The sequence below is a fragment of the Nostoc sp. genome (assembly GCF_036918015.1).
Lineage (GTDB): Bacteria > Cyanobacteriota > Cyanobacteriia > Cyanobacteriales > Nostocaceae > Nostoc.
In genome coordinates, this window is record NZ_JBALEO010000103.1 from 91317 (window position 1) to 117457 (window position 26141).

The window sequence follows — 26141 nt, forward strand, 5'->3', positions numbered from 1 at the left end:
TATGGATTTTTTCAAAGAATTTACTTAGACTTTTGCGGCACTTGATTTGCCGACTCTTGGTTTTCTGGCTTGGGATAAACAGCTACCCAATCGAGAGAGCGGATTGGCGGAAAAAGCTCAATTTTCGCCACTGATGCCGGAAGTTTCTTTAAATCCAGCGACTTAATTCGTCCTACTGCCAAACCAGAGGGAAATTTCTGACTGTAAGTAGATGTGGAAACTAGATCTCCTACTTTCACATTTGGAACTTTTTCATAAAACTCCAATACAGCTTCAGCAGAAGAATCTCCTCGCAAAACGCCTTTAGCTGCTGTGCGGCTAACCGATACACCCACTTGACTCTTGAGGTCACTGATTAACAACACCCGGCTAGTATTGGGAGTTACACTCTCCACCAGACCCACCAATCCGCCTTCTGCCTTGACTACGAAGCCTTCCTGAATCCCTGCATTCGCACCGCGATTCAGCGTAACTTGCTGCCACCATTGGTCAGCACTACGTCCTACCACCCGTGCTGGAATTGGTCGTGATGCCAATGGCTCTTTTTCCACATAGCCTAATAAATCTTGTAGCTTTGTCTTTTGACTTTCCAAATCTACTATACGGGTTTGCAATTCCATCATCCGGGCATCTTTGAGACGTTCTTCTGGAGTTGGCCCTGACTGCAACATCTCTAATGGACGGGTAATTGCCTGGTATGTCTCAAGCACTAGTTCACCTTGAGTCTGTCGCAATATCCAAGCACTACCAAGCACTAAAGCTAACAACCCAATTTGCAACCCTTTACGATCCCACCAACGCCGTATTGTCACCATATATACCTGTATGTACTTATATAAATTAAGTTCTACTTGGATTCTATTTATATAGAACCCAAATAGAACTCAAATAGAACTCAATTCTGATATTTTTTTGCTACATATTGCGAGAGCTTTCGGTAACAACTCGTTCCAACTGTTTAAAGTTTTCTAACACACGACCTGTTCCCAGTACAACACAGCACAAAGGATCGGCAGCAATGTGAGTAATAATCCCTGTTTCATGGCTAATTAGGGTATCTATGCCTTTGAGCAAAGCACCGCCACCAGCTAACATAATACCTCTGTCAATAATGTCTGCTGCCAGTTCTGGCGGTGTGCGTTCTAGTGTCCGCTTCACAGCTTCTATAATTACTGATAGCGGTTCCAACATACTTTCACGGATTTCTGGGGCTTTGATGGTTACAGTTCGCGGTAGACCAGAAAGCAGGTGTAAGCCTCGGACTTCCATCATGGCGTCATTATCATCATTAGTCGGATAGGCAGAACCAAGCCGAATCTTAATTTCCTCGGCAGTACGTTCACCAATGACTAAGTTATGAACTTTCTTAATATACTGAACGATCGCATCAGTCAGTTCATCTCCAGCAATACGTACTGATTCGCTAATCACCGTACCTTGAAGACTCAGCACTGCAACTTCTGTTGTGCCACCACCAATATCGATAATCATGTTGCCTGTAGCTTCGGCAACAGGTAGTCCTGCACCAATGGCCGCAGCTACAGGCTCATCGATTAAATAGACTTTTCTGGCTCCTGCTTGGTGAGCTGCATCCATCACCGCTCGTCTTTCTACTCCTGTGACGCCACTGGGAATACCAATGACAATTCGGGGTAAAATCAAAGACCTACCTTCATTTACACGCTGAATAAAGCTTTTCAGCATCAGTTCGGCGATCTCAAAGTCAGCGATTACACCATCCCGCAAAGGGCGGAGAGCAATCACATTTCCCGGTGTCCGACCGAGCATTTTTTTGGCTTCTTCTCCTACTGCTAGTGCAACCTTTTCGTTGACATCGATAGCAACTACAGAAGGTTCTTGTAGTACAATACCTTTACCAGATACATAAACTAGGGTGTTTGCGGTACCGAGGTCGATACCCATATCCCATGAAGTGCGGAAGTTCCTAAAAAGACCCACGCGTGTCTAAGCCCCCTATGTGCAATACTTTTTGACTACAACGGTAATAGTTAATTGTGCCGGATTCGATTACGAATGTATCCTGAGTTCGAGTAAACTAGACTATATTTTTATATGATTCCCAGGAATATTTAATATGTCTCAAGCTCCGTACTTTTTGATATTCTCTGGTTAGATTAGTATATCCGTATATTTTTATGTGTTTCTCCAAATAGTGTGTATAAATTTTCAAGTCAATTATATTGTTAACTGTTTAACACATTATTTTCAAGTCTTTCACAATTCGCTATGATGAAAGTCGAAATTGCTAAGTACGTTTGTACTGAAAGGTAACGCACATGAGTATTAATATTGTCACTCTTGTTGGTCGTGTAGGTGGCGACCCTGATATAAAATATTTTGAATCCGGTAGTGTTAAGTGTAGATTGACACTCGCGGTTAAAAGGCGATCGCGCAACAGCGATGAACCTGACTGGTTCACGCTGGAGTTATGGGATAAAACGGCTGAGGTAGCAGGTAATTATGTCCGTAAGGGCAGCTTAATTGGCATCAAAGGTTCCTTAAAGTTTGACACATGGAGCGATCGCCAAACAGGAGCAAACCGTTCTACACCAATTATTAGAGTAGATCAACTAGATTTATTAGGCTCTAAACGAGATGGAGAAGGCGGTACAGGAGATATGTCTTCAGAACATTTTTAATTAGGCATCCCTTCTCTGCGAGACGCTACGCGTAGCTTGCTTCCCCGGAGGGGTACGGCTCCGCTCAGGGCAAGTGGGCATTGATTATTAGTCCTTTGCCTTTACTAATGACAAAGGACAAATGACCAATGACAAATGACTAATAACTAATTTGCAGCGTCACCGATGCTTCTACTTGCTGTTCACCACCAACAATCGGGGTGGAAGCATCAGCCGATTTCGCAGCCTCAGCCCGCAAAAACATTGGTGGTGGTGGAGGCGCACTGGCATTATTAACTTGAATGCTGACTATTTCTTTGGATTTAAAACCCAAGGCACTGAAAACGGCATCAGCTTGCTGCCGTGCGTCTTGAGTAGCTTCTTTTAATGCTTGCTTTTGAGCAGTTGCGATCGCTTCATCTTTCGCAACAAAAGTAATGCCGTTAATTTGTGTTGCACCGGCTTTGACTGCATCATCCAATAATGTTCCAGCTTGCTCAACAGGAATACTAAAACTCACGGTGTTAGTGGCAGAATAGCCTGTAATCCGCTGTACATTATTGGTGTAGCTGTAAACCGGATTGAGACGGACACCGGTAGTTTGTAATTTTTCAACATTTTTGCTCTTGAGAAACGCAACCACCGCAGATGACCTCTGAGCGGCTTCTTGCTGTACCTCCTGGGCTGTTTTCCCTTGAATCTCCACTCCTAAACTGACTTGTGCCAGAGTTGTCGGAATTGTTTCCACTCCGCGACCACTGACACTCAGGGTTCGCCACAATTTATCTTTTTCTTGTGCGAATGCAGGTAGTACAAAAGTTGCACATACAAGCATTGCTAAAGGCAGTATTTTCCACAAGTTTCCAGATGGAAACTGAGAACCGGGTAAAGCGGCTCTAGTCATCATATTTGCACTCCTCAAAGTATCCACAGATGTTTTGAATAAAGGTATGTAGCAATCTTCTGGTGGTCGTTGAGAGACAACAGCCACCATCAGTTTTTCACAACTCAAGTGCGATCGCTAGATACGATTTGTATGTTCTTACTTTGACACTGCGATCGTTAAAAGTTGAAATGGTTACATTTTTGGAAACTAAAAAAATTACACTAGTACCGCACAGCGTAAATAAAACGTTTACGCCGTATTCATTTTGAATTCGGATTGCTTCACCATAGGATGTTTTTCAGAAACGCGTCAGAATCAAAGAGAAGGATTTTCAGAGAACCTAATGCATTTGTTAGATCCAATCAACTTCTCTTTTCCTCTGCTGGCCAGCGCAACACAAGCCGCAGACAGTTCAATGGTAGTCGAAGCAGTGCTACTAAGCTTAGTAGTCATTTATCTCGCCAGCAAAGTTGGTGGAGAGTTATCAAACCAAGTGGGTTTGCCGCCTGTCTTAGGCGAACTCGTTGGCGGTGTGGTAGTTGGCATCTCTGTTTTCCACCTTTTGGTATTTCCAGAAGGCGGCACAGACAGTTCTAACTCTTTGATCGTGTCCTTCCTTCAAACCACTGCTGGTTTAACGCCTGAAGCCGCTCCAGCGGTGTTTGCAGCCCAGTCCGAGGTCATTTCTGTTCTGGCAGAATTGGGTGTGATTATTTTGCTGTTTGAAATTGGCTTGGAGTCGAATTTAAAAGATTTAATGGCAGTTGGTATTCAAGCCACTGTTGTCGCAATAGTTGGGGTAGTAGTACCCTTTGCGGCTGGGACTGTGGGACTGATGACTTTGTTTGGTATTGGTGCTGTACCCGCAATTTTTGCAGGGGCGGCTTTGACTGCTACTAGTATTGGTATTACTTCCAAAGTGCTGTCAGAACTGGGGCGACTCAATTCTAAAGAAGGGCAGATTATTTTGGGTGCTGCTGTAATTGATGACGTACTAGGAATCATCGTTTTAGCGGTAGTTGCCAGTTTAGCTAAAGACGGCGTGGTGGATGTCAGCAAAGTCATTTATTTGATTATCAGCGCCACAGGTTTTATTTTGGGAGCAATCCTACTAGGCAATGTTTTCAATAAGTCCTTTGTAGCGATCGCCGATCAACTCAAAACACGCGGTGGACTAGTAATCCCAGCATTCATCTTCGCTTTTGCGATGGCATACCTGGCTGCCGTCATCCACTTAGAAGCAATTCTGGGAGCTTTTGCAGCTGGTTTAGTCTTAGAAGAGACAGATAAGCGTAAAGAACTGCAAAGGCAAGTCTGTCCCATTGCCGATATGTTAGTGCCAATTTTCTTTGTGACTGTTGGCGCAAAAACCGATTTGGGAGTGTTAAACCCAGCAATTCCCGACAATCGGGAAGGTCTAATTATGGCAACTTTCCTGATCATAGTAGCCATTCTCGGTAAAGTTATCACAGGCTTAAGCGTGTTTGGTCAACCAGAAATCAACCGTTTAGCGATCGGTGTGGGGATGATTCCTAGAGGCGAGGTTGGGTTAGTATTTGCTGGTGTTGGCGCTGCCAGTGGCGCTCTCTCAAAACCATTAGGAGCAGCAATTATCATGATGGTTATCTTGACAACCTTTTTAGCTCCTCCATTGTTACGATTTGTGTTTCCAGATCCCAAAACCGTGGATGGAAGCTCAGAGCAACTAATTTTAGACGGTTCCTCTGGGACTTCGTTGGTAATTGAACCACCTCAGTCAAGGGTGCCAGCATCAAATGACAGCGGCAATTTGGGAGTAACTCCAGATTCTGGCGATCGTTAATTATTGGAAATGGGGAATGGGGCATTGGGCATTGGGCATTGGGCATTGGGAAGAGAGGAAGAAACTTGTTCAATATAATCTCCCCTGCCCCTCTGCTCCTCTGCCCCTCTGCCCCTCTGCCCCTCTGCCCCTCTGCCCCCCTGCTCCAATTGTGCAGTGGAAACTTCTATCCTCAAATCTCCGTCCCGTGTGATTGTAGAATAATCATTTGTTTATAATTTCTACCAGCCTTCAGAATGTTACTTAATTTCTAGTCTCCCTCGGTTTGTGAGCTTTTCTCTGAATATTTTCCAGACAATCGGGGAGTAACACCCATAAATCTTGCTAGATCGTTTGACAGTAATGGGAATTATTTACTCAGTGCATCGATGGCAACAAAGAACAAACACTTATCAGTAAACAGCTATCAATTATCAGTTTTCTAGCTTTATTGGGAGTCAAAGTTCTCCACCTGTAAAGGTGGAAGTTTTCGCATGGGGATTTAAACTTAATTTGAAACCCGATAAATGATTTAAGTGTGTCTAAATATCGGCTTAAAAATCAAACAAGGGATTCAGAGGTCAAGTTTAGGTGGTGATGGTGTGATGATGATTTACCAATGAGTTGAGATATTGACGGCTCCCATGAATGTGAATTAGGAGAAAGGACTGTGAAATTACACTGGTTACTACCCAGCACTATTGGAACTATCTTCATGCTATCGTCGCCAGCAATGGCCGCGAGACTTGAATCTTGGCGCTTTGATGCCAATCAAAACAGGCTGGAAATTAATACTGTGGGAGCAGTTCAACCCCAAGCACAACTAATTTTCAACCCAACTCGGCTGGTAATTGATTTGCCGGGAACTACATTTGGTCGTCCACAGTTAACCCAACAAGTGGGTGGTGGAATTCGCTCAATCCGTGTTGGACAGTTTGATGTAGATACAACACGCATAGTTGTCGAACTGGCTCCTGGTTACAGTTTAGACCCCAAACGAGTGCAATTTGTTGGTACAACTGGCGATCGCTGGACAGTGCAATTACCGAAGCCAGAAGTCGAAAGAGTAGCTTCATCTCCTAGAAGTGCTTACAGTGTAGTTACCCCAGACTCCGAACGTCAATCTAATATTTCAAGGGTTGCCACTACTACACGAGGGGCAACTCAAATTGAAAACTTACAAGTGACAGGTGATGGGTTGTTCATTCGCACCAGTGGTGCTAATCCTCCGATTCAGGTAATTCGCAGCCGCGATCGCGCTACCATCTTCCTAGATATCTCTGGTGCATCTTTATCACCACGTCTGACGCAGCAGAGTAATATTCCCGTTAACAAACATGGTATTAGCCGCGTCGAATTCACCTCATTGCAAACCCAACCTCCTGGTGTCCGCCTAACTTTGCGGGTAGATAAAAATAGCCCAGATTGGCGAGCAAGTAATAGTAACGATGGTGGTTTGATAGTTCTACCTAGTCGGGTTGTCAGATTGCCTGGAAGTAATAATTCGGACAATCAGTCAGAAGCCGTTTCCTTTCCCAATAGACCATCTGCCAATAACTCGCCAGCAACAATTGAATCTGTGCAACTTGCCGATAATGGCAAACAACTGCTAATTAGAGGCAACCAACCTTTATCTGCTACGGGAATCTGGGATAGATCCTTAGGTATTTTCCGCGTCACAATTACCAATGCCAAGTTAGCTCCCAGAGTTACAGGGCCTACTTTTGCTCCCAATAGCCCCATTCTTCGGGTACGTCTGCAACCTCAAGCATCCACCAATACAGTGGTTGTTTTAGTTCAACCCGCAGGCGGAGTGCAACTTGGACAACCCCAGCAAATCGGCGACCAGCTTTTGGCTCTACCAATACAAGGTTCTCGGCGAGTTGTCAGCCTCCCCGGAAGACCACTCTTTGCTTTACCTGGGCTACCACCGCCAAACCGCGGGCCATTTCCAGACCCAAACAATCCAAATCCTCAGCCCATAACACAACCACAGCGCCGAGTTACCAATGGGCGAGTTGTAGTTATTATTGACCCTGGACATGGTGGTAAAGACTCAGGAGCGCTTGGCATTGGGGGGGCACGCGAAAAAGATGTTATCTTGCCTATTGGTAAGAGACTTGCTGAGATTTTGCAGCAAAATGGCGTACAGGTTATTATGACGCGGGATTCTGACTATTTTGTTACCCTTCCAGGACGCGTACAATTAGCAGAGCGAGCAAATGCTGATGTGTTTGTTAGCATTCACGCTAATTCAGCAGGTGCGAGTCGTCCAGATGTTAATGGCTTGGAAACGTATTATTACGACAGTGGTTTGGGTCTAGCTCGCATTGTCCATAACAGTATTCTTCAAAGCCTGAATATCCGAGACAGGGGAGTGCGGCGAGCCAGATTTTATGTCCTCAGAAAAAGTTCTATGCCCTCCATTCTCGTGGAAACGGGTTATATGACTGGTCGACAGGATATGGCTAGGCTCAGAACTTCAGCTTACCAAAATCAAATGGCAGAAGCGATCGCTCGTGGCGTTCTTCAGTATCTAAAGAGAAGATAAGTAATTTAGTCTAAATTTCTAAATTGTTGAGTAAGTACATCTAATCTTTACCATTTTTATCCAATTTAGTAGTAAAACAATTTAAGTATTCTTGCGGCGGAATAAGAGTAGCTTCTTTGTTATTGTCATCTGATACTTTGCAAGTCAACAAATTTTGGATTTTAGACTGTCCTGCGGAATGGCGTAGCTTGCTTCCCCGGAGGATACGGCTACGCTCAGTCGAACGATTTTGGATTTTGGATTTGTATCACCTACAACAGGTGTTAGTGTAGCAAGACCCTAGTCTGGCAGAAAACTAAAATCGGGAATCTAAAATCTAAAATTAGCAGTCAAATTTATATAGGCTAATGGCATGGCAAAATCAGAGGAGCGTGCTATATTTTACGCCATTAGCTGTGTCTTAATAACAGCGCCAAACTCAAGTGTGCGCGGTGACGGTGTGAGGATTTGCCAATATGTTGAGATGTTGACGGCTCCCATAAATGTGAATCAGGAGAAAAGACTGTGAAATTACGCTGGTTACTATCCAGTACTATTGGAACCATCTTCATGCTATCGTCGCCGGCAATGGCCGCGAGACTTGAATCTTGGCGTTTTGATGCCAATCAAAACAAGCTGGAAATTAATACTCAAGGGGATGTTCAACCCCAAGCACAATTAATATTTAACCCGACTCGTCTAGTAATTGATTTACCAGGAACCACATTTGGCCGCCCGCAGCTAACCCAACAAGTGGGCGGTGCAATTCGTTCTATTCGTGTTGGCCAGTTTGACGAACAAACAACGCGCATAGTGGTTGAACTGACTCCTGGTTATAGTTTAGACCCCAAACGAGTACAATTTGTGAGTACAACTGGCGATCGCTGGACAGTGCAATTACCTACGCCAGAAGCCGACAATGTACCGACAAGAAACACTGAGGGGCAACCAGAACAAGCTATAGCCACTGATACTTCACCCAGAACATCTACACAAACATTCCCCCCAAGAAATATTTACAATGTGGTGACAGCAGGTTCTGTAAATCCACTGAACAACAGAATGGTTGTCGCCAAAGTTACTCAAATTGAGAACTTACAAGTCACTGGTGATGGTTTTTTTGTCCGTACCAATGGTGGTAATCCTCAGATTCAGGTAAATCGTAGCAACGATCAGAAGGCAATTAACATCGACATTGCTGGCGCAACTCTATCACCAAATTTAGGGCAGCGAGATTTGTCGATTAATCGGTATGGTGTTAGCCGTATCCAGCTCACCCAGCTGCAAACCAGCCCATCTGTTGTTCGCCTGACTTTACAAGTGGATGAAAATAGTCCAAATTGGCGCGCAACCACTAGCAGTGTTGGTGGTTTTGTGGTTCTACCCAGTCGTGGAGTCGCCCAACTGTCTGGAAGTAACAGTCCACGTCCCATATCACCAAGTAACACACCTGCTAACATTCAGTCTGTGCAACTGGCTAATAATGGTACACAACTGCTGATTCGAGCCGACCAAAGTTTATCTGCTACAGGAGGCTGGGATAGAACCTCTGGTCTGTTCCGCATCACTATCAACAATGCTAAGTTAGCTCCCAAAGTTACAGGCCCGACTTTTAATCCTAATAGCCCGATTTTGCGGGTACGCCTGCAACCACAAGAATCCAACACTGTCACCGTCTTGGTTCAACCAGCCGCTGGAGTACAAATTGGGGAACTCAACCAGATTGGCGACCAGCTTTTAGCTTTAGAATTACGACGCTCTAGTAGCAGCATCACACCGCCCATTGCTTTACCTCCCCTGCCATTACCAGACCAAGGTCAATTACCAAATCCCATAGATAATCCCCGTCCAATCTCCCAGTCACGACCACGCCCCTCAGTTCCTAGAGGTAAATTGCTAGTAGTTATTGACCCAGGACATGGTGGAAAAGACTCAGGTGCCCCTGGTCTAGGGGGACTTTTAGAAAAGGATGTAATTCTGCCTATTGGGAAAAGGGTAGGAGCAATTTTAGAGCAAAATGGTGTACAAGCTGTACTCACGCGGGATGCCGACTTTTTTGTAGAACTTCAGGGACGGGTAGATATTGCCAAGCGAGTTAACGCGACTTTGTTTGTCAGCATTCACGCTAATTCCGTTGATAATCGCCCTGATGTCAATGGGTTAGAAGTATATTATTACGATAGTGGTTATGGTCTGGCTGAAGTAGTTCGTAAAACCATTCTCCAGGATATCGGCACTATTAAAGATCGGGGAACCCGCAAAGCCAGATTCTATGTTCTTAGGAAAAGCTCCATGCCTTCGATTTTGGTAGAAACAGGCTATATGACTGGTTACGAGGATAATCCCAGATTGGGAACACGAGAATATCAAAATCGGATGGCAGAAGCGATCGCTCGTGGCATTCTAAAATACTTACAGCAGAGGTAATATAGTACAAATTACTAATTAAAGAGGTAATATTTAAACTTCTTTGACACACAGAATTTAGTGGTCAATTTGGAGATTGTCTGCTAAATTCTGTATTTTAAATCCCAAAACCTAAATATATATCTGCCTGTGTATTCATCTTCCATTTTTGAAGGGAATCTTGACGATTTTTCCGAGCGAGAACCCCAACGTGCCCCAATTGGCATCTTTGATAGTGGTGTGGGTGGGCTAACAGTACTGCGACAACTATATCGACAACTCCCCAATGAATCAATTGTTTACTTTGGGGATACAGCTAGACTTCCTTATGGAATTCGTTCACAAGCAGAAATTTTACGATTTACACGTGAAATTATTACCTGGCTACAACAGCAGCAGGTAAAAATGGTAATTATGGCTTGCAACACCAGTTCTGCCTTAGCCCTAGAAACTGTGCGTCAAGAATTCAACATACCTATTTTGGGAGTAATCCTACCGGGTGCAAAAGCTGCGGTGCAGCAAGGAAAGCGGATTGGTGTAATTGCCACTCCAGCTACAGCTAAAAGTAATGCTTATAAGCACGCTATTCTTGAAATTGCTCCTGATGTCCAAGTCTGGCAAGTTGGATGTCCAGAGTTTGTGCCACTGATTGAGCAAAACCGCATTCACGATCCTTACACTGCGGAAGTAGCACGAGCCTACCTAGAGCCTTTATTAGAGCAGGAAATTGACACCTTAGTTCACGGCTGTACTCATTATCCCCACCTTACACCAGTACTGCGATCGCTCCTCCCCTCTCAAGTCCAGTTGGTCGATCCAGCTGTTCATGTTGTGGCAGCTTGTGCCCAAGAACTAGACTTACTAGGCTTAAGAAATACTCATCTACCATTACCAACTCGCTTCGCCGTCAGCGGTTGTCCGCAACAGTTTTCCCAGTCAGGAGTGCAGTGGCTAGGCTATACCCCAATGGTTGAAGAGGTTTCCTTCACTGATATCGCTATTTCCCAACTCCAATAAAACTAATTAGTCCTTAGTCATTTATCGAAACAAATGACGAAGGACTAAGGACAAATGACTATTGACTATTAACTGATATCTCCTGCTTATGTTTTCCTTCGGTAGATGAAGGGAAACTTGTAGGAACAGTCTTTGTACCGGTTCGCTTCGCCAGTGCTAATAACAGGTAGACTGTGAACAAATATCCAGAGGCTAAAATAAAAATCATCATAGGTATACTTCCGTAAATCATTGTTCTACTAGCACCCTTCTAAACGAATATAAAATTCCATAAAATTAGTAGAACCTCAGCCAAGCAAGTGCATTCTTGATGACTGTAGTTTCCTATGGTAAAATTACCTATAGAGATAAAATCCTCTACGGACAAAGAATTTATGAGCTAATGCGACTTCTTGCAGACCATAGATCCCACAGCAGTTAGCTTGCCGTTTAGCAATCTAAAACTACGATTTTCAGCGGTCTACCCGATCTGCTTTATTTTTGCTCAAACTGCTGTGAAAAGAGCAATGCTTGCGCTCTACGTGCGCTGAGTACGTGTAGCGACTTCCCATAGGGATATCACACAGCTCCGAACCAGGAGTTTTCCCTATCGTAGGAAAAATTAAAGAATTTATTCCCTTAATCTAACCGACGAATATTTATTTTAGACTCACAACACCAAGTCAGTAAAATCAACTAGTAGCTGACTTAACTTTTGGGGTGCGAATATCTTACAAAATTTAAAATTCCTATATTTTAGCGTAACACAACGGCCCTGAATTTTGAGCTTATTCGGCTGCTAAATTTCAAATTTTTTGAAGAGCTACACCTCAATCTGGAGAAATTTAGCCTTGCCTCTTGGCAACGAATTTAAAACGCTGCCTTTTTGTCAATAAGTAATATTGCTTAAATTATCTTTGTAACTGTGGCAAGAAAGGTGAGATGAGAAACTACTTAACACAATTTAATTTGGAATTTATCCCGTGTACTGAGAATTCATCTTTTAAGTTAGTTTAAAGTTTGAGTAGCCACAAAATAAGCACAATTACTTATTGACAAAAACCTCGACAACCTTAATTATCACCCATAGACTCATAAAAATGGGATTACCTTATGAAAACTTTGCGCTGGCACAGGGTTATCTTAAAATGAGTATAGGATATGTAAACTTTCGTAACCTAAGTCAGAGTCCGCCCATCCATGACCCCAGCCACCTCCCTGTTTACCCCTGTGGAAGCAGACCTGCGACTACTAGCAGATAACCTAAAACAGCTAGTTGGAAACCGCCACCCCATTCTGTTTGCAGCAGCCGAACATTTATTCGGAGCTGGGGGAAAGCGTATCAGACCAGCAATTGTCCTGCTAATATCGCGGGCAACAATGTTAGAACAAGACATTACACCGCGTCATCGCCGTCTTGCTGAGATTACAGAAATGATTCACACAGCAAGCTTGGTACATGATGATGTGGTAGATGAATCAGACGTGCGGCGAGGCGTTCCTACCGTTCATAGTTTGTTCGGGAACCGCATTGCCATCTTAGCAGGAGATTTTCTCTTTGCCCAATCGTCCTGGTATTTAGCAAACTTGGACAATTTGGAGGTAGTGAAACTGCTCTCAGAAGTCATTATGGATCTGGCTACTGGGGAGATTCAGCAGGGACTAAATCGTTTTGATGCTGGTATCTCTATTGAAACTTACATTGAGAAGAGTTACTACAAAACAGCTTCCTTAATCGCCAATAGTTCTAAAGCTGCTGGGTTACTCAGCGAAGTCTCGCGAGAAACTGTTGAGCATCTGTATAGCTACGGTCGTCATTTTGGTATAGCATTTCAAATTGTTGATGACATTTTAGATTTCACCAGTACAACGGATACCTTGGGTAAACCAGCGGGGTCGGATCTTAAAAGTGGTAATCTAACTGCACCCGTTTTATTTGCTTTGGCGGAAAAACCATCTTTGGAAGTGCTGATTGAACGAGAGTTTGCTCAAGAAGGAGATTTAGAGCAAGCACTAGCACTGATTCAAGATAGTCAAGGTATACAGCAGGCACGAGACTTAGCTGCTCACCATGCTAAGTTGGCAATTGAACATCTTGCAGTTCTCCCAGCCTCAGAATCTCATCAGGCATTGATTAACATAGCTGAGTACACACTAAGTCGCCTCTATTAAATCAGTTCTCAGAGTTCTCAGGTAGAAAGTGGGGATTTAGATGTAGGTGTGTTGTGGTTTACGTAACGCACCGAAAACCTGAAGTGTTGTGTTAACGCTTTAATGCACTAAAGCAGTTTTATGTTTAATTAAATCCACTTATTTAACAGGTAGAAAGTGGAGTTTTGTTTGGAGGTTCTTATTAGGGATTTCCAAAAAATAAATTACTTACTATTTCTGGGGTGGATAGTGTTCGACTGAGCGCTCACTCTAAATACTTGCGTGCTTTTGGTTACTGGCCACCTCACAATAAAGAATGGGATATTTCTTGATGTGAAAATTCTTAAGTATAAAACTCTGCTTCACTAGGAAACTAAAACTTAAAAACGGAAAAATGTTCACTGATAACTATTTTTTAATCAATTTTAGGTTTCACCGAAAGTTGAGTCAGTTGTATGGTGGAACGGAAAGAAAAAATTTCTTTTTTTACTGATTTAGAAAACTTTTTTAAAGAAATTTGAGATTTAAAATTTTGGATGTGGGATTGTATCTAAAAAATCCCACATCCAAATTTTTTCTATGCAATATCAGGGGGGATCTGTTTAGGCGATCGCTGTTGTCGTAACTGTTTCTGCATAAGTTTTTCTAGTTCAGTGCGCTGAACTTCGACGGTATGAGTGGTCTTACCCGGCGTCTCCAAAAAAACGATACTATCTACGGGTTCTAATGCCACTAATTGGAACAAAATATGGGTGACAGGAGTAATTTTAGCTAGCATTTGAGGGTCAAGCCCAGCAGGGGAAATTAGAGAGACATCCTGTATGGTAGGGAAAGCGTAAATCACACGCTTTTCCAATCCTGGATTAGCACGATTGCTCAACGTAGTTAAAACCCAGCTTGACTCCGAATTTTGGAGAATATAGTACTGGGAGTAGCGTAATTTTTGAGCGATCGCTCTAAGGGCAGGAGCAATTGCTGCAACAAGATGTGGTGTTATACCATCGCGGGGTGCATTGTCAATCAGCAATTGAATTTGTGCTTCTAAATCCATAATGACTTGTATACGACTCCTGGGTAATGGCAATAACATCTATCAAGTGTGAACAATCCCATCAGAATTGGGAATAATAAAATCAGCCATATCCTAAATATAGGATTGGCCTGCGTTTAGCTTATACGTAAAACCAAACCAGCCAATACCCACAGTCGTACAGGTTGTATTTAAGTAAGTTAGGGTCTTTTGAAAACCGAGACTATGAATTCAGCCGCAACCGTAACTATTCCATCTGCAACTATTCTGGGAGAAAATTCTACAGGCGTGGAGGCGATCTTTCAACTCCTGTCCAAGGAGTTTCAGCAGTCAACTAAGGCTTCGGAACAGAATTGTCACGACGTAGCAAGACGTATTACCACCGAAGTCTACCGGATTTGTCATGAGAGTAAACGTATCCAAGCTTCTGGATCTGTAGAAAGCTCGGCGCTAACCCTGGCTCGGCATCGGCTGCAACAGTGTCTCAGGTACTATCAGTTGGGTTCAAATCGGGGCAGGGTCGAATTACACAGTACTCTGAGTGCAATTGTTTATCGATATATTAATCCTCCTCAGAAGCAATTGAGCTATCAAGGGCGGCTGACGATAATTGAAGATTTTCTCCAGAGTTTTTATTTGGAGGCGTTGAACGCTTTCCGGCGAGAAAATCAACTCGGTGCTACTTATCGCCCTCAGACACTCTTGGAATTGTCCGAGTATATGGCATTTACCGAGCGCTACGGCAAGCGACGCATTCCCTTACCAGGCCGTCAGCAGCAGCTAATTATCCTCCGGGCACAAACTTTTTCTCAACAGCAGCCCCCAGAAACCAGTGTAGATATAGAACAAGCCGCAGAAGGTAGCAATAATGAAGGTGACGGTTCTTGGGAAGAGCCAGCAGTTCACCAATTACGCTCCACAATGGCAACGCAAGCCGAACCCGAACCCGAAGAAGACACCTTGCGTTCTGTTGTGGTTACGGAATTAATGAATTATCTCGAACAACGACAACAATCTGACTGCGCTGATTACTTTTCTCTTCGCCTCCAGGATTTATCAGCACAGGAAATTGAATCGGTTTTAGGTTTAACTCCTCGCCAGAGAGATTATTTGCAGCAGCGCTTTAAGTATCATTTGATTCGATTCGCCCTGTTGCACCGTTGGGAATTAGTTCACGAGTGGCTGGAAGCTTCTTTGCACACAAATTTGGGTTTAACTCCCCAGCAATGGCAAGTATACACAGCACAGCTGGACAATAAGCAACGGTCTTTATTAGAGTTGAAGCAACAAGGACAAGCTGATGAAAAAATAGCAAAAACTTTAGGGCTGTCAATGGCACAACTGCAAAAACGATGGTTTAAAATTCTTGAGCAAGCTTGGGAAATTCGTAACTCATTAGTTTCCGGATCAGGTGCATCTACTCATGAATAGTGACTCAGAATCCTTACAACACCGGTGTCTCGATTGGTTATTGACAGATGATGTCAAAAATAACGAGCAATCGGTAGAATGTGAGGAAAATGACGGGGTAAAAAACCTCCTCAAGGAAGCCACTGCTTCAAAAAGCAGTGAGCCAAAATTGGGAGGAACGCCCCAGACCTTTCAACTGGGAGAAATTCCTACTGTGCAAGATCGTTTTCAAGCTGTCCTTAAGAATCGGTTACAAATCCAAGCCCAAGAGCACCCACCGTTGTTTCCTTGGGAAACACAATTAATCGAATATCCTGATTTTGTTGATGAGCCGTCAATGACACTCGTTCCTAGCTGGGGATGGATGGTACAACAATCGAAGTTGACCTTGCCGACTCGCTTACCGGAAAGAGTTTTCCAGCAATTGCTAGAACAGTGTCAGGCTTTGGTGACATCTTCAGTGCCATTGGGGGCAAAATTAGTTCAAGTGGTGGAGAACTTTTTTCCCAATGAGTCTCAAGCACTAAACGATATAGCTGGATTGGTGCTAAGAAGCACCTATCGGTCTGCAAGTACTCTGGAGATGCCCGCTATTCAGAGCGATTATTCAGATTTACAACCGCGTCAACAGATGGCTTTGTCGTTGCTAGCAGCTAAACAACTGCTGGAAAATCTGACTCTACCAGTTTCAGCAACCAGTCCGGTAGTAGAAAGACAGTGGCTAACCAGTGTTGGTGCTTTGAACATCAGAGTAGAATACCAGTCTCTAGGTAAACTTACGAAGTTACTTGTTCAGGCTGAGTTACCTGTTAAAGGAACTTTGACGCTGCGGGGAAGTGGCACTTTAGCAATGACAACATCTTCGACTTCGGGATACTTAAATGTAGAGTTAGGCTGCGAGCAACTTAACCCAACTTATACCCTGGAAGTTGAGTTTCCAGAAATAGACGAACAGTCGTTGTTGTTTGTGATTAATCCCACTGTGTAACTTTAATTGCCACCTCTGGTACGTAATGCCGAATAATCTTAAGGTAACTATTTCTTAGCTGTTGCCTTGGGCTTTTTCAGTCTCTAGATACTACTAGCAACAGGGTGCTTCCTTATACTTAAGTGTGATTACAGGTAGGCAGTGAGTGTAAACTCACCCTCCACCCCATAATTGATTTTTTGTGGGTACTCGTCAGTCTACTGGGTTACTAGCAAAGCCTGAGGAACGAGTTAGTTCCTTGTGTTGTGCTGATTTCGCCTTTATTTTACCAAGCCACCAATTTTTCACAACGAATTTATTCGGTTGGGTTGTTTTTTTATAAAAAATTATGTTTGCGCTTGACGTTACAGTTCGCGGTAACGTCATATCATCTTCGATTGATTACTTACTTAAGCCGAAGAACCCCACCTCGCTTGGGGGGCTATGGTGTACACACAAGTCTGAAATAGCTGATTAACCAAGGTTTGACCCCACCCTAACTCTCCTCTGATAAAGGGGAGGGAACTTCTTGGGAGGATTTTAACTTTTAAAATAGGCGCTAAACTTTCATAGATGCGTGAAGGCAGGATAAGAAAGCTTCTTCTAACGGGAATACTTTAAAGTAGGGCGAATAGTTTTGTCCTCAGCATTGTTTCCGTGGAATTTTCACTTAGACTCGAAATGCTTAACTTATCCAAGATGAATCGGTTTTGGCGTGTAGGTAACTTCTGGCGGCAAAATCCGCAGGGGGCACCTTTGATTGAAGTGGAAGATTCAATTTTATTGCGGGTGCTGGTGCTAGCGTTGGTTATTTTGGGAATTGTGGCAACGGATATTGCCGCTGAGACTTCATTCAGTTTTTGGGCGTTACCCCTGAGTGTAGTGGGTGCAATTTGGAGTTATTATCGTCGCCGCGATCGCAATATCGCAATTAAATTCTGTATCGCCATTGGAATGTTAGTAGCACTGGGTGCTTTCTTTGGGCGATTAGTCGGAGAGTTGAATGATACGCGGTTGGGTTTGGCAGAGTTATTAATTCAACTCCAGGTGTTACATAGCTTTGATACACCGCGCCGGAAAAATTTGGGCTATTCGATTGTGATCGGACTGATTTTATTAGGTGTGGCAGCAACCCTAAGTCAGACTTTAGCATTTGCACCTGTGTTGCTGTTATTTTTAGCGATCGCTCTGCCAACTCTAGTACTAGATTACCGCTCACGCTTGGGTTTGCAACCATTAAAAACTCAAAAGGAAAAATTCAATCAGAAGAATTCCTCAAGTCTTAATTTTAAATTTTTAATTCTAACTTTTTTACTAATTGTCGGTTTAGGGCTGGCAATTTTTGCTGTTTTACCAAGATTTCCCGGTTATCAATTACGGAATTTTCCTGTAAGTTCTGCTATTCAAGTAAAAAGTAATTTCACAGGTCGTAGTATCATTAATCCCGGTTATGTCCGTCAAGGGAAAGGTGGTAATCAAGGCAGTGGTAGCGGTGGTACAGGACAAAATAAAACTGGTCAACCAGGTAAAGTAGATAATAATTTTTATTACGGTTTTAATAGCCAAATGAATCAAAACCTGCGGGGCGAGATGAAACCCAAGGTTGTTATGCGGGTGCGATCGCAAGCTGAGGGTTTTTGGCGAGTATTAGGATTTGACCACTATACAGGTAAGGGATGGGAAGTTTCCCGTAATGAAGATGTTACAACTGTTAGGCGATCGCCTTGGTCTTACCAAATTTTTCTTTCCCCATCTGTACTCACTGGTAAAACCCAAGAGGTAGTACAAACTTATACAGTGGTGTCGGATTTGCCTAACCTGATTCCGGCGATGACTTATCCCAAGGAAGTTTACTTTCCAGCACCAGTGATCGCTGTTGATAAAGAAGACGGATTGCGATCGCCTGTAGAATTATCAGAAGGTTTTACCTACACAGTAGTTTCAGAAGTACCATACCGCGATCGCACTTTGTTAGGTGAAGCTTCTACTAAATATCCTCAACAAATTAAAAAGCATTATCTGCAAATTCCTCCCGAAATTGCCGAAAAAGTCCGGCAACGTACCGAAGAAATCCTCGCTAACTACAATCAAGAAAAAGTCGCAAAGTCTGCTAAAAGCCTGGATTCACCCTATGAAAAGGCTCTCTATTTAGCTCAATATTTAAAGCAACGCTACTCTATTCCCCAAAATCCCTTAGACCTACCTTATTTGAGTGAAAAAGAAGACTTGGTAGAAACTTTTTTGTTTAAGCAAAAGGGAGGCTATCCAGACCACTTCTCTACAGTTCTCACAGTAATGTTGCGTTCCATTGGTATCCCAGCGCGTTTAGTAGCAGGGTTTAGTTCAGGAGAGTTTAATCCATTTACAGGGCTGTATGTTGTCCGTAACACTGACGCTTATGCGATGACGGAAGTGTATTTTCCGAAATATGGTTGGTTTGCTTTTGACCCTATTCCCAATCATCCTCTGATACCACCTTCAATAGAAGACACTCAGACTTTTAGTGTGTTGCGCCAATTGTGGCATTGGGTTGCTGGATGGTTGCCCTCTCCGGTGACAGGTTTGTTGAATAATGTATTTGAGACAATATTTAAGTGGGTGATTAGAGCGATCACTTGGTTTTTAGCTTTATTTTCCCAAGGTTGGTTCGGCGTGTTGACTGGCTTAATCTTGTCAACTACAGCAGCTTTCTTCGCTTGGCTGGGTTGGGGTCAGTGGCGACAGTGGCGCAACCGTCGATGGTTAAAGAAATTGCCAGCGATGGAGAGCCTTTATCAACAAATGCTGCAATGGACAACCCAAAAAGGTTTAGGCAAACATCCAGCACAAACACCTTTAGAGTATGCCAGAGTCTCATACCAGCATCATGCTCTAGCAACGGCTGAGGTAATAGATGAAATTTGTCAAGCTTATGTTGGTTGGCGTTATGGCGGTCATACGCCTAACTTGCAGCAACTGCGAGAAAGATGGCAAGGTTTGAAAAAAGCTGGTAAGTAATTTAAATCCTAGCAGAGCGCAAAATTTTCAGGTTATCTCTTTTAAGAGAATATCCACTTATTTAGACAGACCTAATTAGACAAATAATTTAGATGCAAAAGAAGAAGTTTGAAGATATTCCCTTTCCTCCTTTAGTCAGCATGGATACGGATACTCCAGTTTCTATAGGCCAAGTTTCAGACATTTTGAGAGAGCGACAAAAGGGAGCTAGTATCTGCATTCGTAGTACAAAGGGAGACATTAATCGAGGTGGGTATTTCTTTCATGTCCTGCCTACAGACAGCGATTTAAGTAAATGCGAGTTATACAACTTTGAGAAAACGTTAGTTGCTACATTACCTGTAGAACAGATAACCCTCTTCATGAATCATTGTTCAGGCTTGGAGTTCAACGAGTGGGTATTTCAATTCTGTCAATCAGTTGTTAATTTCCGGCTTGACCCAGCTGAACCTGAATCTGCTGAACTTGACTCTACGGAGTCAGATCCTACGGAGTTAGATTCGGTTGAATAAGCCGCTTTGGTTTTTTTCCTGTTCGCTTCAATGTCAATTTTCCTTTTTTATACTCAAATTCTCTCCAAGCATATTTATCTGTAAGTAAGTAAACTTTGCTGACTGTTAGCTGGCTGAGAACTAAATTTTGTTTTTTCTGTGTTGAAACAGCAGAGCTTAATAAGAAGCAAACCTCAGCTGACTGCCAACCAACTCGCTGATTATCGTAAAGGACGGCAACAACCTCAGTAGATCCAGAAAGCCCAGGTAAAAATAAATGAGCCAAAGTATCTAAACCTGCTTTGATCACTCCATTCTTAAAGGCAAGATAGTCTGCAATCGTGCGGTGAACTAGATCCGACTCAGGTGGTTCATATTTAAAGCCCTCTTGCCATATCCGTAAAAGCTTACCATAATTGCCCTCCTCCTCGTTATATTTACCGTCTTTGCAGTTGACAGCATATCTAAGGTCAAAGCCTTGCAATCCATTACCCAAGTCCTTAGGGGGACAATTTAGCCAGTACCAGTCGCGCAGTAAAGCAAGTGAAGATGCATGGAAAGCATACGCATGATGAATGAAGGGCGCTCGATCCCAAGTGACATCTTCAGAGTCATACCTCCAGTCCCAAGCAAAAACAATCAAAAAGTCGGTTAGAGGATGAATGTCTTTCCTTAAAGTATCAAAGTTAGCAGACTTTTCTTCAGCAATTGTTTGAAGGCATTTAACCTCAACCCGAAGACCGCGAGAGCCTGAAGATGTGCGAACTTCTAAATCAGGAAAACGGTTAGCGACAACATAACTCCAGAAAATATCTTTAATCTCGTAATCTTCGAGAATGCGAGTTGCCAAACGCGCTAATTCATATTCGATGATTAGACTCACGCGATTGCGTACATCAGTAAGGTTTCTCTCATTTTCTGGAATTTTCTCCCCAGCGTATATGCCAAGCCTACGCCTAACATCAGTTTCATTCAGTCTTTTAACAACCTCTGGCAAGAAGAAGTCGGTTAACCAAGACAATGTATCTAGAGGGTTGGACTCCCCTTTTAGAAAGATTCTCAGGCTTTCAGGAGTGAACACCATTTGTTTATTCTCAATGGGCATAGGAGATGTTGTCTTTGGGCTTCCAATAAAAGAAGAAACTAGTTCTTGTACTGACGATGTGAGCATTAATTGAGAACGGTTTAGAAAGCTTCCAATATCCGATTTGAGGTTCTCGACTTTTTGGTGCTGACTCAAATACCGGAGGTGAATTTCCTCCTGAATATTTTTAGGTGGAAGCGGAATCATTACTTGCAAGAGTTCTTTCGAGTTAATTCTTGGACGACCAATACCCGCTACCAAATGCATAATTTGCCCATAAACAAAGTCAGACCTAAGTAAGACACTTAGTATAAGAGGGTCAATCAAATATGTACCATCAGCATCTTGCTTGACGGTAAAAACGGAGCATTCCGATGATACAAAACCTGGCTCTGCAAAGCTCATTAATACAACTTTTCGCAGGTTGGGACGCATTTTTGCAAAAACAAGATCACCAGTTTGGTACATTTTAACTGAGCTTTTTAATGAGTCAGCAGGAGTTGGATATTGTTCAACCCGTCCAGTATTTGATTCAATATTTGCTAATCCTGTATATCGAATAATTGCACCAGAGAGTTCCTTACATGGGGTAACGGAGACATTCCTTTCTGTACAAATCTCAGCTAAACGCTTTAATGGATAAATACAACTAGCAATTAATTCTTGGCTTTTTTTTCTAGATGGGTGATGATACTGGAAATCAATACGATATCCATTGTTGTTTTTGATAAAGTTCGAATAAATATCAGCAATATAGATGTTTTCTGACTCATCAGTTTTACCCTCATTAAGGTATTTATGCCAAGCCTTCAATATTGATGGAAGATCACTATTGAGATAACTTTTACCATTATCCTCATAACGAACATCTTCATCCCCACTTGTTTTACGTCCAACTTTATCTGCTTTAGCAAAAAAAACTGGAAAATTGCTATCATCTGATGTTTTTTTAGACATTATTAAAATGGAGGCATTCACCGTAGCATAAGGCATGAATGCGGTTTCAGGCAGACTGATAACAGCCTTGAGATCAAATTTTTTGATAATAAACTGTCTTACATCAGTGGCATGAAATAAGTTCAAAACACCTTCGTCAAGAATTATGGCAAGTGTACCCTTTTCACGTAAAAGAGCATAGCAGCGTTCAATAAAAAGAATTCCACGCCGACGAGATGATTTGCCTGATCCTAATTTAAATGTTTCTAAAACATCAGGCTCAGTAAAATCGCTGCCAAATGGTGGGTTAGTGATTATCGTATCGAAACATGAAAAGAACTGTTTGGCTTGTTCACCAAGAGTCCCCCCAGAAGGGAGAAACACTGTACGAATGTTTTTTGCTCCCTGAAGAAGCATATTAATTCCCGAAACCCAAGACAGTCGCTCATCAATCTCAATACTTGTAAGGGATGAATAATTTATTTGATGCCTTGCAATGCTAGAGAGAAATCCACCCGTCCCGGATGCTGGATCACATACATCACCTTTAATATAAGGCTGGCAAGCAGAGACAATAAAATCAACAATATGAGGCGGTGTGAAAAACTGTTGGTGATCGCCTTTGTCAAAAGTATTGCGAACAACTTCTTCGTAAGCCAATCCCTTCATATCAAATTGTGTAGATGCGAAGTTGAAAGATTGAAGTGATAAGACACATTTCACGATTGTACTATCAGAACAATTAAGCTCACTAAACTGTTTTGGAATAACATTGCTGTGCTGGTGTGCAAGATGCTGATAATCTTTTCGGACGACGCAGGGATTTACAGGAAGCTCTGAAGGAGAGAAGGGTGTGGATGCTCCATTGTTGTGAGTTTTGTCCGACATAATCTTGGCGAAGACCAGTTTAGTGATTTCGTCAAAGCGGTTGATGATGTTGCTCTGGCTATCATTGTCACGGAGAATATCATGAAGCCTAGATACCAGTAGGCGAATGCTCCTCAAGTCAAACAGGTCTGACGATATAAAACTTGTCTTCTCTGAAAATAGCTCAACCTGCTTGGGCGAGGTAGTTTCAACAGAAGTAACATTATGCAGAGCTTTGCTCGACAAGAATTTAGACATGACAAAACATTATAGAATCTGATTTATGAGTCGAAATTGTCCAAACCACTAGCAAACTATTTAGAATAATTGCTGGGATCTAAGTAGATTAGAACTTTGAAGGATACCTTACAGGTTTTTATCATATCTTGTCGTAATCCTACTTACATTTCCTATTGTCTACTGTCTGTAGACAACTGTCAAATATCTGTAGACAAATTACACTAAAATCATGATTTAGAGTTAAGCCCACGACAGTAGTGCAAGTTAAGCGAGTAGTGGAAGTGGTACAAGACTTCCCAGATATTGGAAAGCGGATAAAGCAGGCAAGGGAGAGAGATGAACGGTCTCTCTCGCAAATCTGTCGAGAGGCTGGCATTAGTCGCGCCTATTGGTATCAATTAGAAGCTGAAAATTTGAGAGCACCGGCGACAGAAGGAATCATTCGTAAGATTGAAGCAGTCCTAAGTGTTGATTTAGGGGTAAAGTTTAATGGATAAATAATAGTTAGAAATGGCAATCATTCTGTAAAGCAATTCTGCTAAGTGTACATCTCCATAAATCTAGCTATTGCTAGATGCTGAAATTCTCTCAAAAGCTATAATTTATATCTGTTGCACCGAGAGATTTACTTGTGGATGTCATATTAGAACGATCGCACGAATTAAAACAAGCCTTAGTTGATTTTGTCCTTGATGCTGAGGGCGAACTGGCACAAGCACTGGAAACCTATGCAGCAGAACAGTTGCGGCGTGGAAGTGGGGATAATACGCAGCAGGACTTAACCATCGATAGCTTTTTGACAGCCGGGAAAGTCGGTGATAAGTCTCCATTAGAGTTGTTTATCGAAAGCCATCCAGATTTAGCAGAAAGCGATCGCAGCCTGATTAACAGTTGGCATCATACTTTTATTGGCTTATTTGCCATCACTAATCTTTTACCTGATGGCTTTGAATTGACGAACTGGTTGACAGATAAACGCTACATCGTCAAGCCAAACAATACTCAAACATTACAGGCAATATCTCGGTTAAAAGTCGGAGAAATCTTGCTAACTCGCATTTCTCCCGTTACCGATAGCTACTGGATGTTTTCTGGCCCGTACACAATAATGGGTAAATTAGGTAAACCAAAACTTGCCGTGGCAATTGGTAATTTCAAAGAAAACTATAAAAGTAATCTTTACAGCGATGCTCCAGACTTGCTAGAAGAAGCTTGGCAGTCAGTAGAAAAATATCATCAGCAGTTTGTGGACTTTTTTGGTACTGATGAAATCACACTATCTGGATATCAGCTTAATAAAAAAATAGCAGAATTTCAAGAAGTAATTACTGAGAAAACCTTTGCAGCCGCAGGAATTGATACTTCTAAATCTCTGGCTGAAGTGGCAGAAGCAGCTGGCATTGGCGACGAGGAAATAAAAGCCGCAGCACAAGAGTTCGGCGCTGATTCCAACGTCGTCTCTGAAATGTTTAACAGCAAAAGCAGCAAGAGCAAAATGGTGATGCCAAAGGTTGATTTACCTGCTGAACTCAAGAAAGCAGAACAGGTAACGGCTCTTTCTCATCCCCGTTGGGGACAAATGTTTTTACCAACATATAGTAAGGTACAAGCAATCTTATCGGCAGAGGACTGGCAAAGTGTTCAAGGGGCGGAAAAACTCGTTCGCTACTACCTCGAAGATAAAAGTATTAATGCTTTTATTTGGCATCGATTAGCGCAACAGTATCCAACTCAATTAGAAAATGTCTTGCAAGCATTTTTGCAACGTCCAGAGTTTAGGCTTGAAAGTGACTTGGATACACTTTTGCAAGAATTCCACAAACCTATTGAGCCAGAGTTACCAGATATTGCCAGTGTACCCATACATTTGCACAACTTATTTCAGGAAGCTTTAGGAGAAGTTAACAAATCTAAGCCCAAGGGTAAGGGACAACAAAAGCCAGCAAAGGGTTTTCAACGAGGTTAACAAATATATCCAATATATAATCCTACTCACTTAGGGTTATATGGTTTCATTTTTTAAAGTAGTTTTTAGGAGTGTATAGCTAGCTGTGCGCTCTCACAGAGTATTGTGTAAAATCACGATCAAAAACGAGATCGAGGCTAGCTAGTTAGATTTAAAGATCGGTAGATAACAGGTGAACAATCTCATCTACAATTTCTTCTGGACTCTCAAGCTTGACTATAAATCGATCAAAACCAGCATTTAAAGCCTTATAGCTTGAGACTTCCCGTGTATAAGAAGTGATAGCGATCGCAGGCAACTGTCTTAAAAATTGGCGAGAATGCACTCGAATTTGCTCAATTAACCAATTTCCATCATGTTCGGGCAACTTCATGTTGCACACCAGAATATCGGGATGAAGCGATTCAACTGAAGCAAGAGCTTCTTCTGCATCGGTTAAAGCCATCACCTCTGCACCAGCTGCTTCCAAAATGAAGATGAGCAAATCTGCAATATCTGGCTCATCCTCTACCAGTAAAATCAAGGTTCCAACAAGCGGCTGGAGCGAATTTAATTCAGTTTCTTGATTGATTTTTTGATCGGTTGCCATACCGTCCCTTTATTGCCTGCTATAGTTTGCTATTTCTATTGCAATGTATGGAGCGGAATAAGTATTCACCCTAAATATAGAAACTTGGGGTGAAAAGCTCTAGAACAGGCTTTAATTATTTTTTGGTAACAGGTAATTAGAAAAAAGCCCTTGCC

At 42.5% G+C, this 26141-nt stretch carries 18 protein-coding genes; 12 read left to right on the forward strand and 6 right to left on the reverse strand.

Annotation, left to right across the window (positions count from 1 at the left end; genetic code table 11):
• Positions 1 to 20: 20 nt before the first annotated feature.
• Entirely contained in the window at positions 21 to 815 is a 795-nt protein-coding gene (gene mreC / locus V7K61_RS33900) for a rod shape-determining protein MreC (protein WP_335060588.1), read from the reverse strand.
• Between the two features lie 100 nt (positions 816 to 915).
• Positions 916 to 1923: a rod shape-determining protein gene (locus V7K61_RS33905; protein WP_094352488.1), complete on the reverse strand. Its 1008-nt coding sequence runs from the start codon at positions 1921 to 1923 to the stop codon at positions 916 to 918.
• Positions 1924 to 2297: 374 nt separating this feature from the next.
• Between V7K61_RS33905 and V7K61_RS33910 the strand changes: the two genes are divergently transcribed.
• Entirely contained in the window at positions 2298 to 2660 is a 363-nt protein-coding gene (locus V7K61_RS33910; RefSeq protein ID WP_069071395.1) for a single-stranded DNA-binding protein, read from the forward strand.
• Positions 2661 to 2799: 139 nt separating this feature from the next.
• Here V7K61_RS33910 and V7K61_RS33915 read toward each other — a convergent pair whose 3' ends face one another.
• A complete protein-coding gene (locus tag V7K61_RS33915; protein WP_335060633.1) occupies positions 2800 to 3543 on the reverse strand; it encodes an SIMPL domain-containing protein in 744 nt (247 codons plus the stop codon).
• Between the two features lie 325 nt (positions 3544 to 3868).
• Between V7K61_RS33915 and V7K61_RS33920 the strand changes: the two genes are divergently transcribed.
• The 5 genes from V7K61_RS33920 to sds all read left to right on the forward strand — a co-directional run bounded on the left by V7K61_RS33920 (position 3869) and on the right by sds (position 13430).
• Entirely contained in the window at positions 3869 to 5347 is a 1479-nt protein-coding gene (locus V7K61_RS33920; RefSeq protein ID WP_335060590.1) for a cation:proton antiporter, read from the forward strand.
• Between the two features lie 649 nt (positions 5348 to 5996).
• On the forward strand, positions 5997 to 7877 hold the full coding sequence (locus V7K61_RS33925) for an N-acetylmuramoyl-L-alanine amidase (protein WP_335060592.1): 1881 nt from the start codon (positions 5997 to 5999) through the stop codon (positions 7875 to 7877).
• Between the two features lie 504 nt (positions 7878 to 8381).
• On the forward strand, positions 8382 to 10283 hold the full coding sequence (locus V7K61_RS33930) for an N-acetylmuramoyl-L-alanine amidase (protein WP_335060594.1): 1902 nt from the start codon (positions 8382 to 8384) through the stop codon (positions 10281 to 10283).
• 129 nt (positions 10284 to 10412) lie between these two features.
• Positions 10413 to 11279, forward strand: coding sequence for a glutamate racemase (gene murI / locus V7K61_RS33935; protein WP_335060596.1), 867 nt, complete (start codon positions 10413 to 10415; stop codon positions 11277 to 11279).
• A gap of 1179 nt (positions 11280 to 12458) precedes the next feature.
• Positions 12459 to 13430 carry a solanesyl diphosphate synthase gene (gene sds / locus V7K61_RS33940; protein WP_334936418.1) on the forward strand — a complete coding sequence of 324 codons (972 nt, stop codon included), beginning with the start codon at positions 12459 to 12461 and terminating at the stop codon, positions 13428 to 13430.
• A gap of 556 nt (positions 13431 to 13986) precedes the next feature.
• Here the strand turns inward: sds and V7K61_RS33945 are convergent.
• Entirely contained in the window at positions 13987 to 14460 is a 474-nt protein-coding gene (locus V7K61_RS33945) for a hypothetical protein (protein ID WP_335060598.1), read from the reverse strand.
• A gap of 204 nt (positions 14461 to 14664) precedes the next feature.
• Between V7K61_RS33945 and hetZ the strand changes: the two genes are divergently transcribed.
• The 4 genes from hetZ (at position 14665) to V7K61_RS33965 (ending at position 20325) form a co-directional block, all read left to right on the forward strand.
• Positions 14665 to 15870, forward strand: coding sequence for a heterocyst differentiation protein HetZ (hetZ, locus tag V7K61_RS33950; RefSeq protein WP_335060601.1), 1206 nt, complete (start codon positions 14665 to 14667; stop codon positions 15868 to 15870).
• The gene (locus V7K61_RS33955) at positions 15863 to 16837 is read left to right on the forward strand and encodes a PatU (protein ID WP_335060603.1); all 975 of its coding nucleotides are present in this window, start codon (positions 15863 to 15865) and stop codon (positions 16835 to 16837) included. Before hetZ ends, V7K61_RS33955 begins: the two co-directional genes overlap by 8 nt.
• 660 nt (positions 16838 to 17497) lie before the next feature.
• Entirely contained in the window at positions 17498 to 19813 is a 2316-nt protein-coding gene (locus tag V7K61_RS33960) for a transglutaminase TgpA family protein (RefSeq protein ID WP_442936401.1), read from the forward strand.
• A 92-nt stretch (positions 19814 to 19905) separates the two neighbouring features.
• Positions 19906 to 20325: a hypothetical protein gene (locus V7K61_RS33965; protein WP_335060607.1), complete on the forward strand. Its 420-nt coding sequence runs from the start codon at positions 19906 to 19908 to the stop codon at positions 20323 to 20325.
• Here V7K61_RS33965 and V7K61_RS33970 read toward each other — a convergent pair.
• Entirely contained in the window at positions 20300 to 23449 is a 3150-nt protein-coding gene (locus tag V7K61_RS33970; RefSeq protein WP_335060609.1) for an N-6 DNA methylase, read from the reverse strand. The two genes, V7K61_RS33965 and V7K61_RS33970, sit on opposite strands and share 26 nt — an antisense overlap.
• A gap of 239 nt (positions 23450 to 23688) precedes the next feature.
• On the opposite strand from V7K61_RS33970, the gene V7K61_RS33975 reads away from it, so the two are divergent.
• Together V7K61_RS33975 and V7K61_RS33980 are read left to right on the forward strand one after the other, a co-directional pair.
• Positions 23689 to 23928 (forward strand): helix-turn-helix domain-containing protein, encoded by a 240-nt coding sequence (locus V7K61_RS33975; protein WP_335060612.1) that lies wholly within the window; start codon positions 23689 to 23691, stop codon positions 23926 to 23928.
• A gap of 134 nt (positions 23929 to 24062) precedes the next feature.
• Positions 24063 to 25397, forward strand: coding sequence for a hypothetical protein (locus tag V7K61_RS33980; RefSeq protein WP_335060614.1), 1335 nt, complete (start codon positions 24063 to 24065; stop codon positions 25395 to 25397).
• Between the two features lie 151 nt (positions 25398 to 25548).
• On the opposite strand, the gene V7K61_RS33985 is transcribed toward V7K61_RS33980, so the two are convergent.
• Positions 25549 to 25986, reverse strand: coding sequence for a response regulator (locus tag V7K61_RS33985; RefSeq protein ID WP_335060616.1), 438 nt, complete (start codon positions 25984 to 25986; stop codon positions 25549 to 25551).
• Positions 25987 to 26141: the final 155 nt, after the last annotated feature.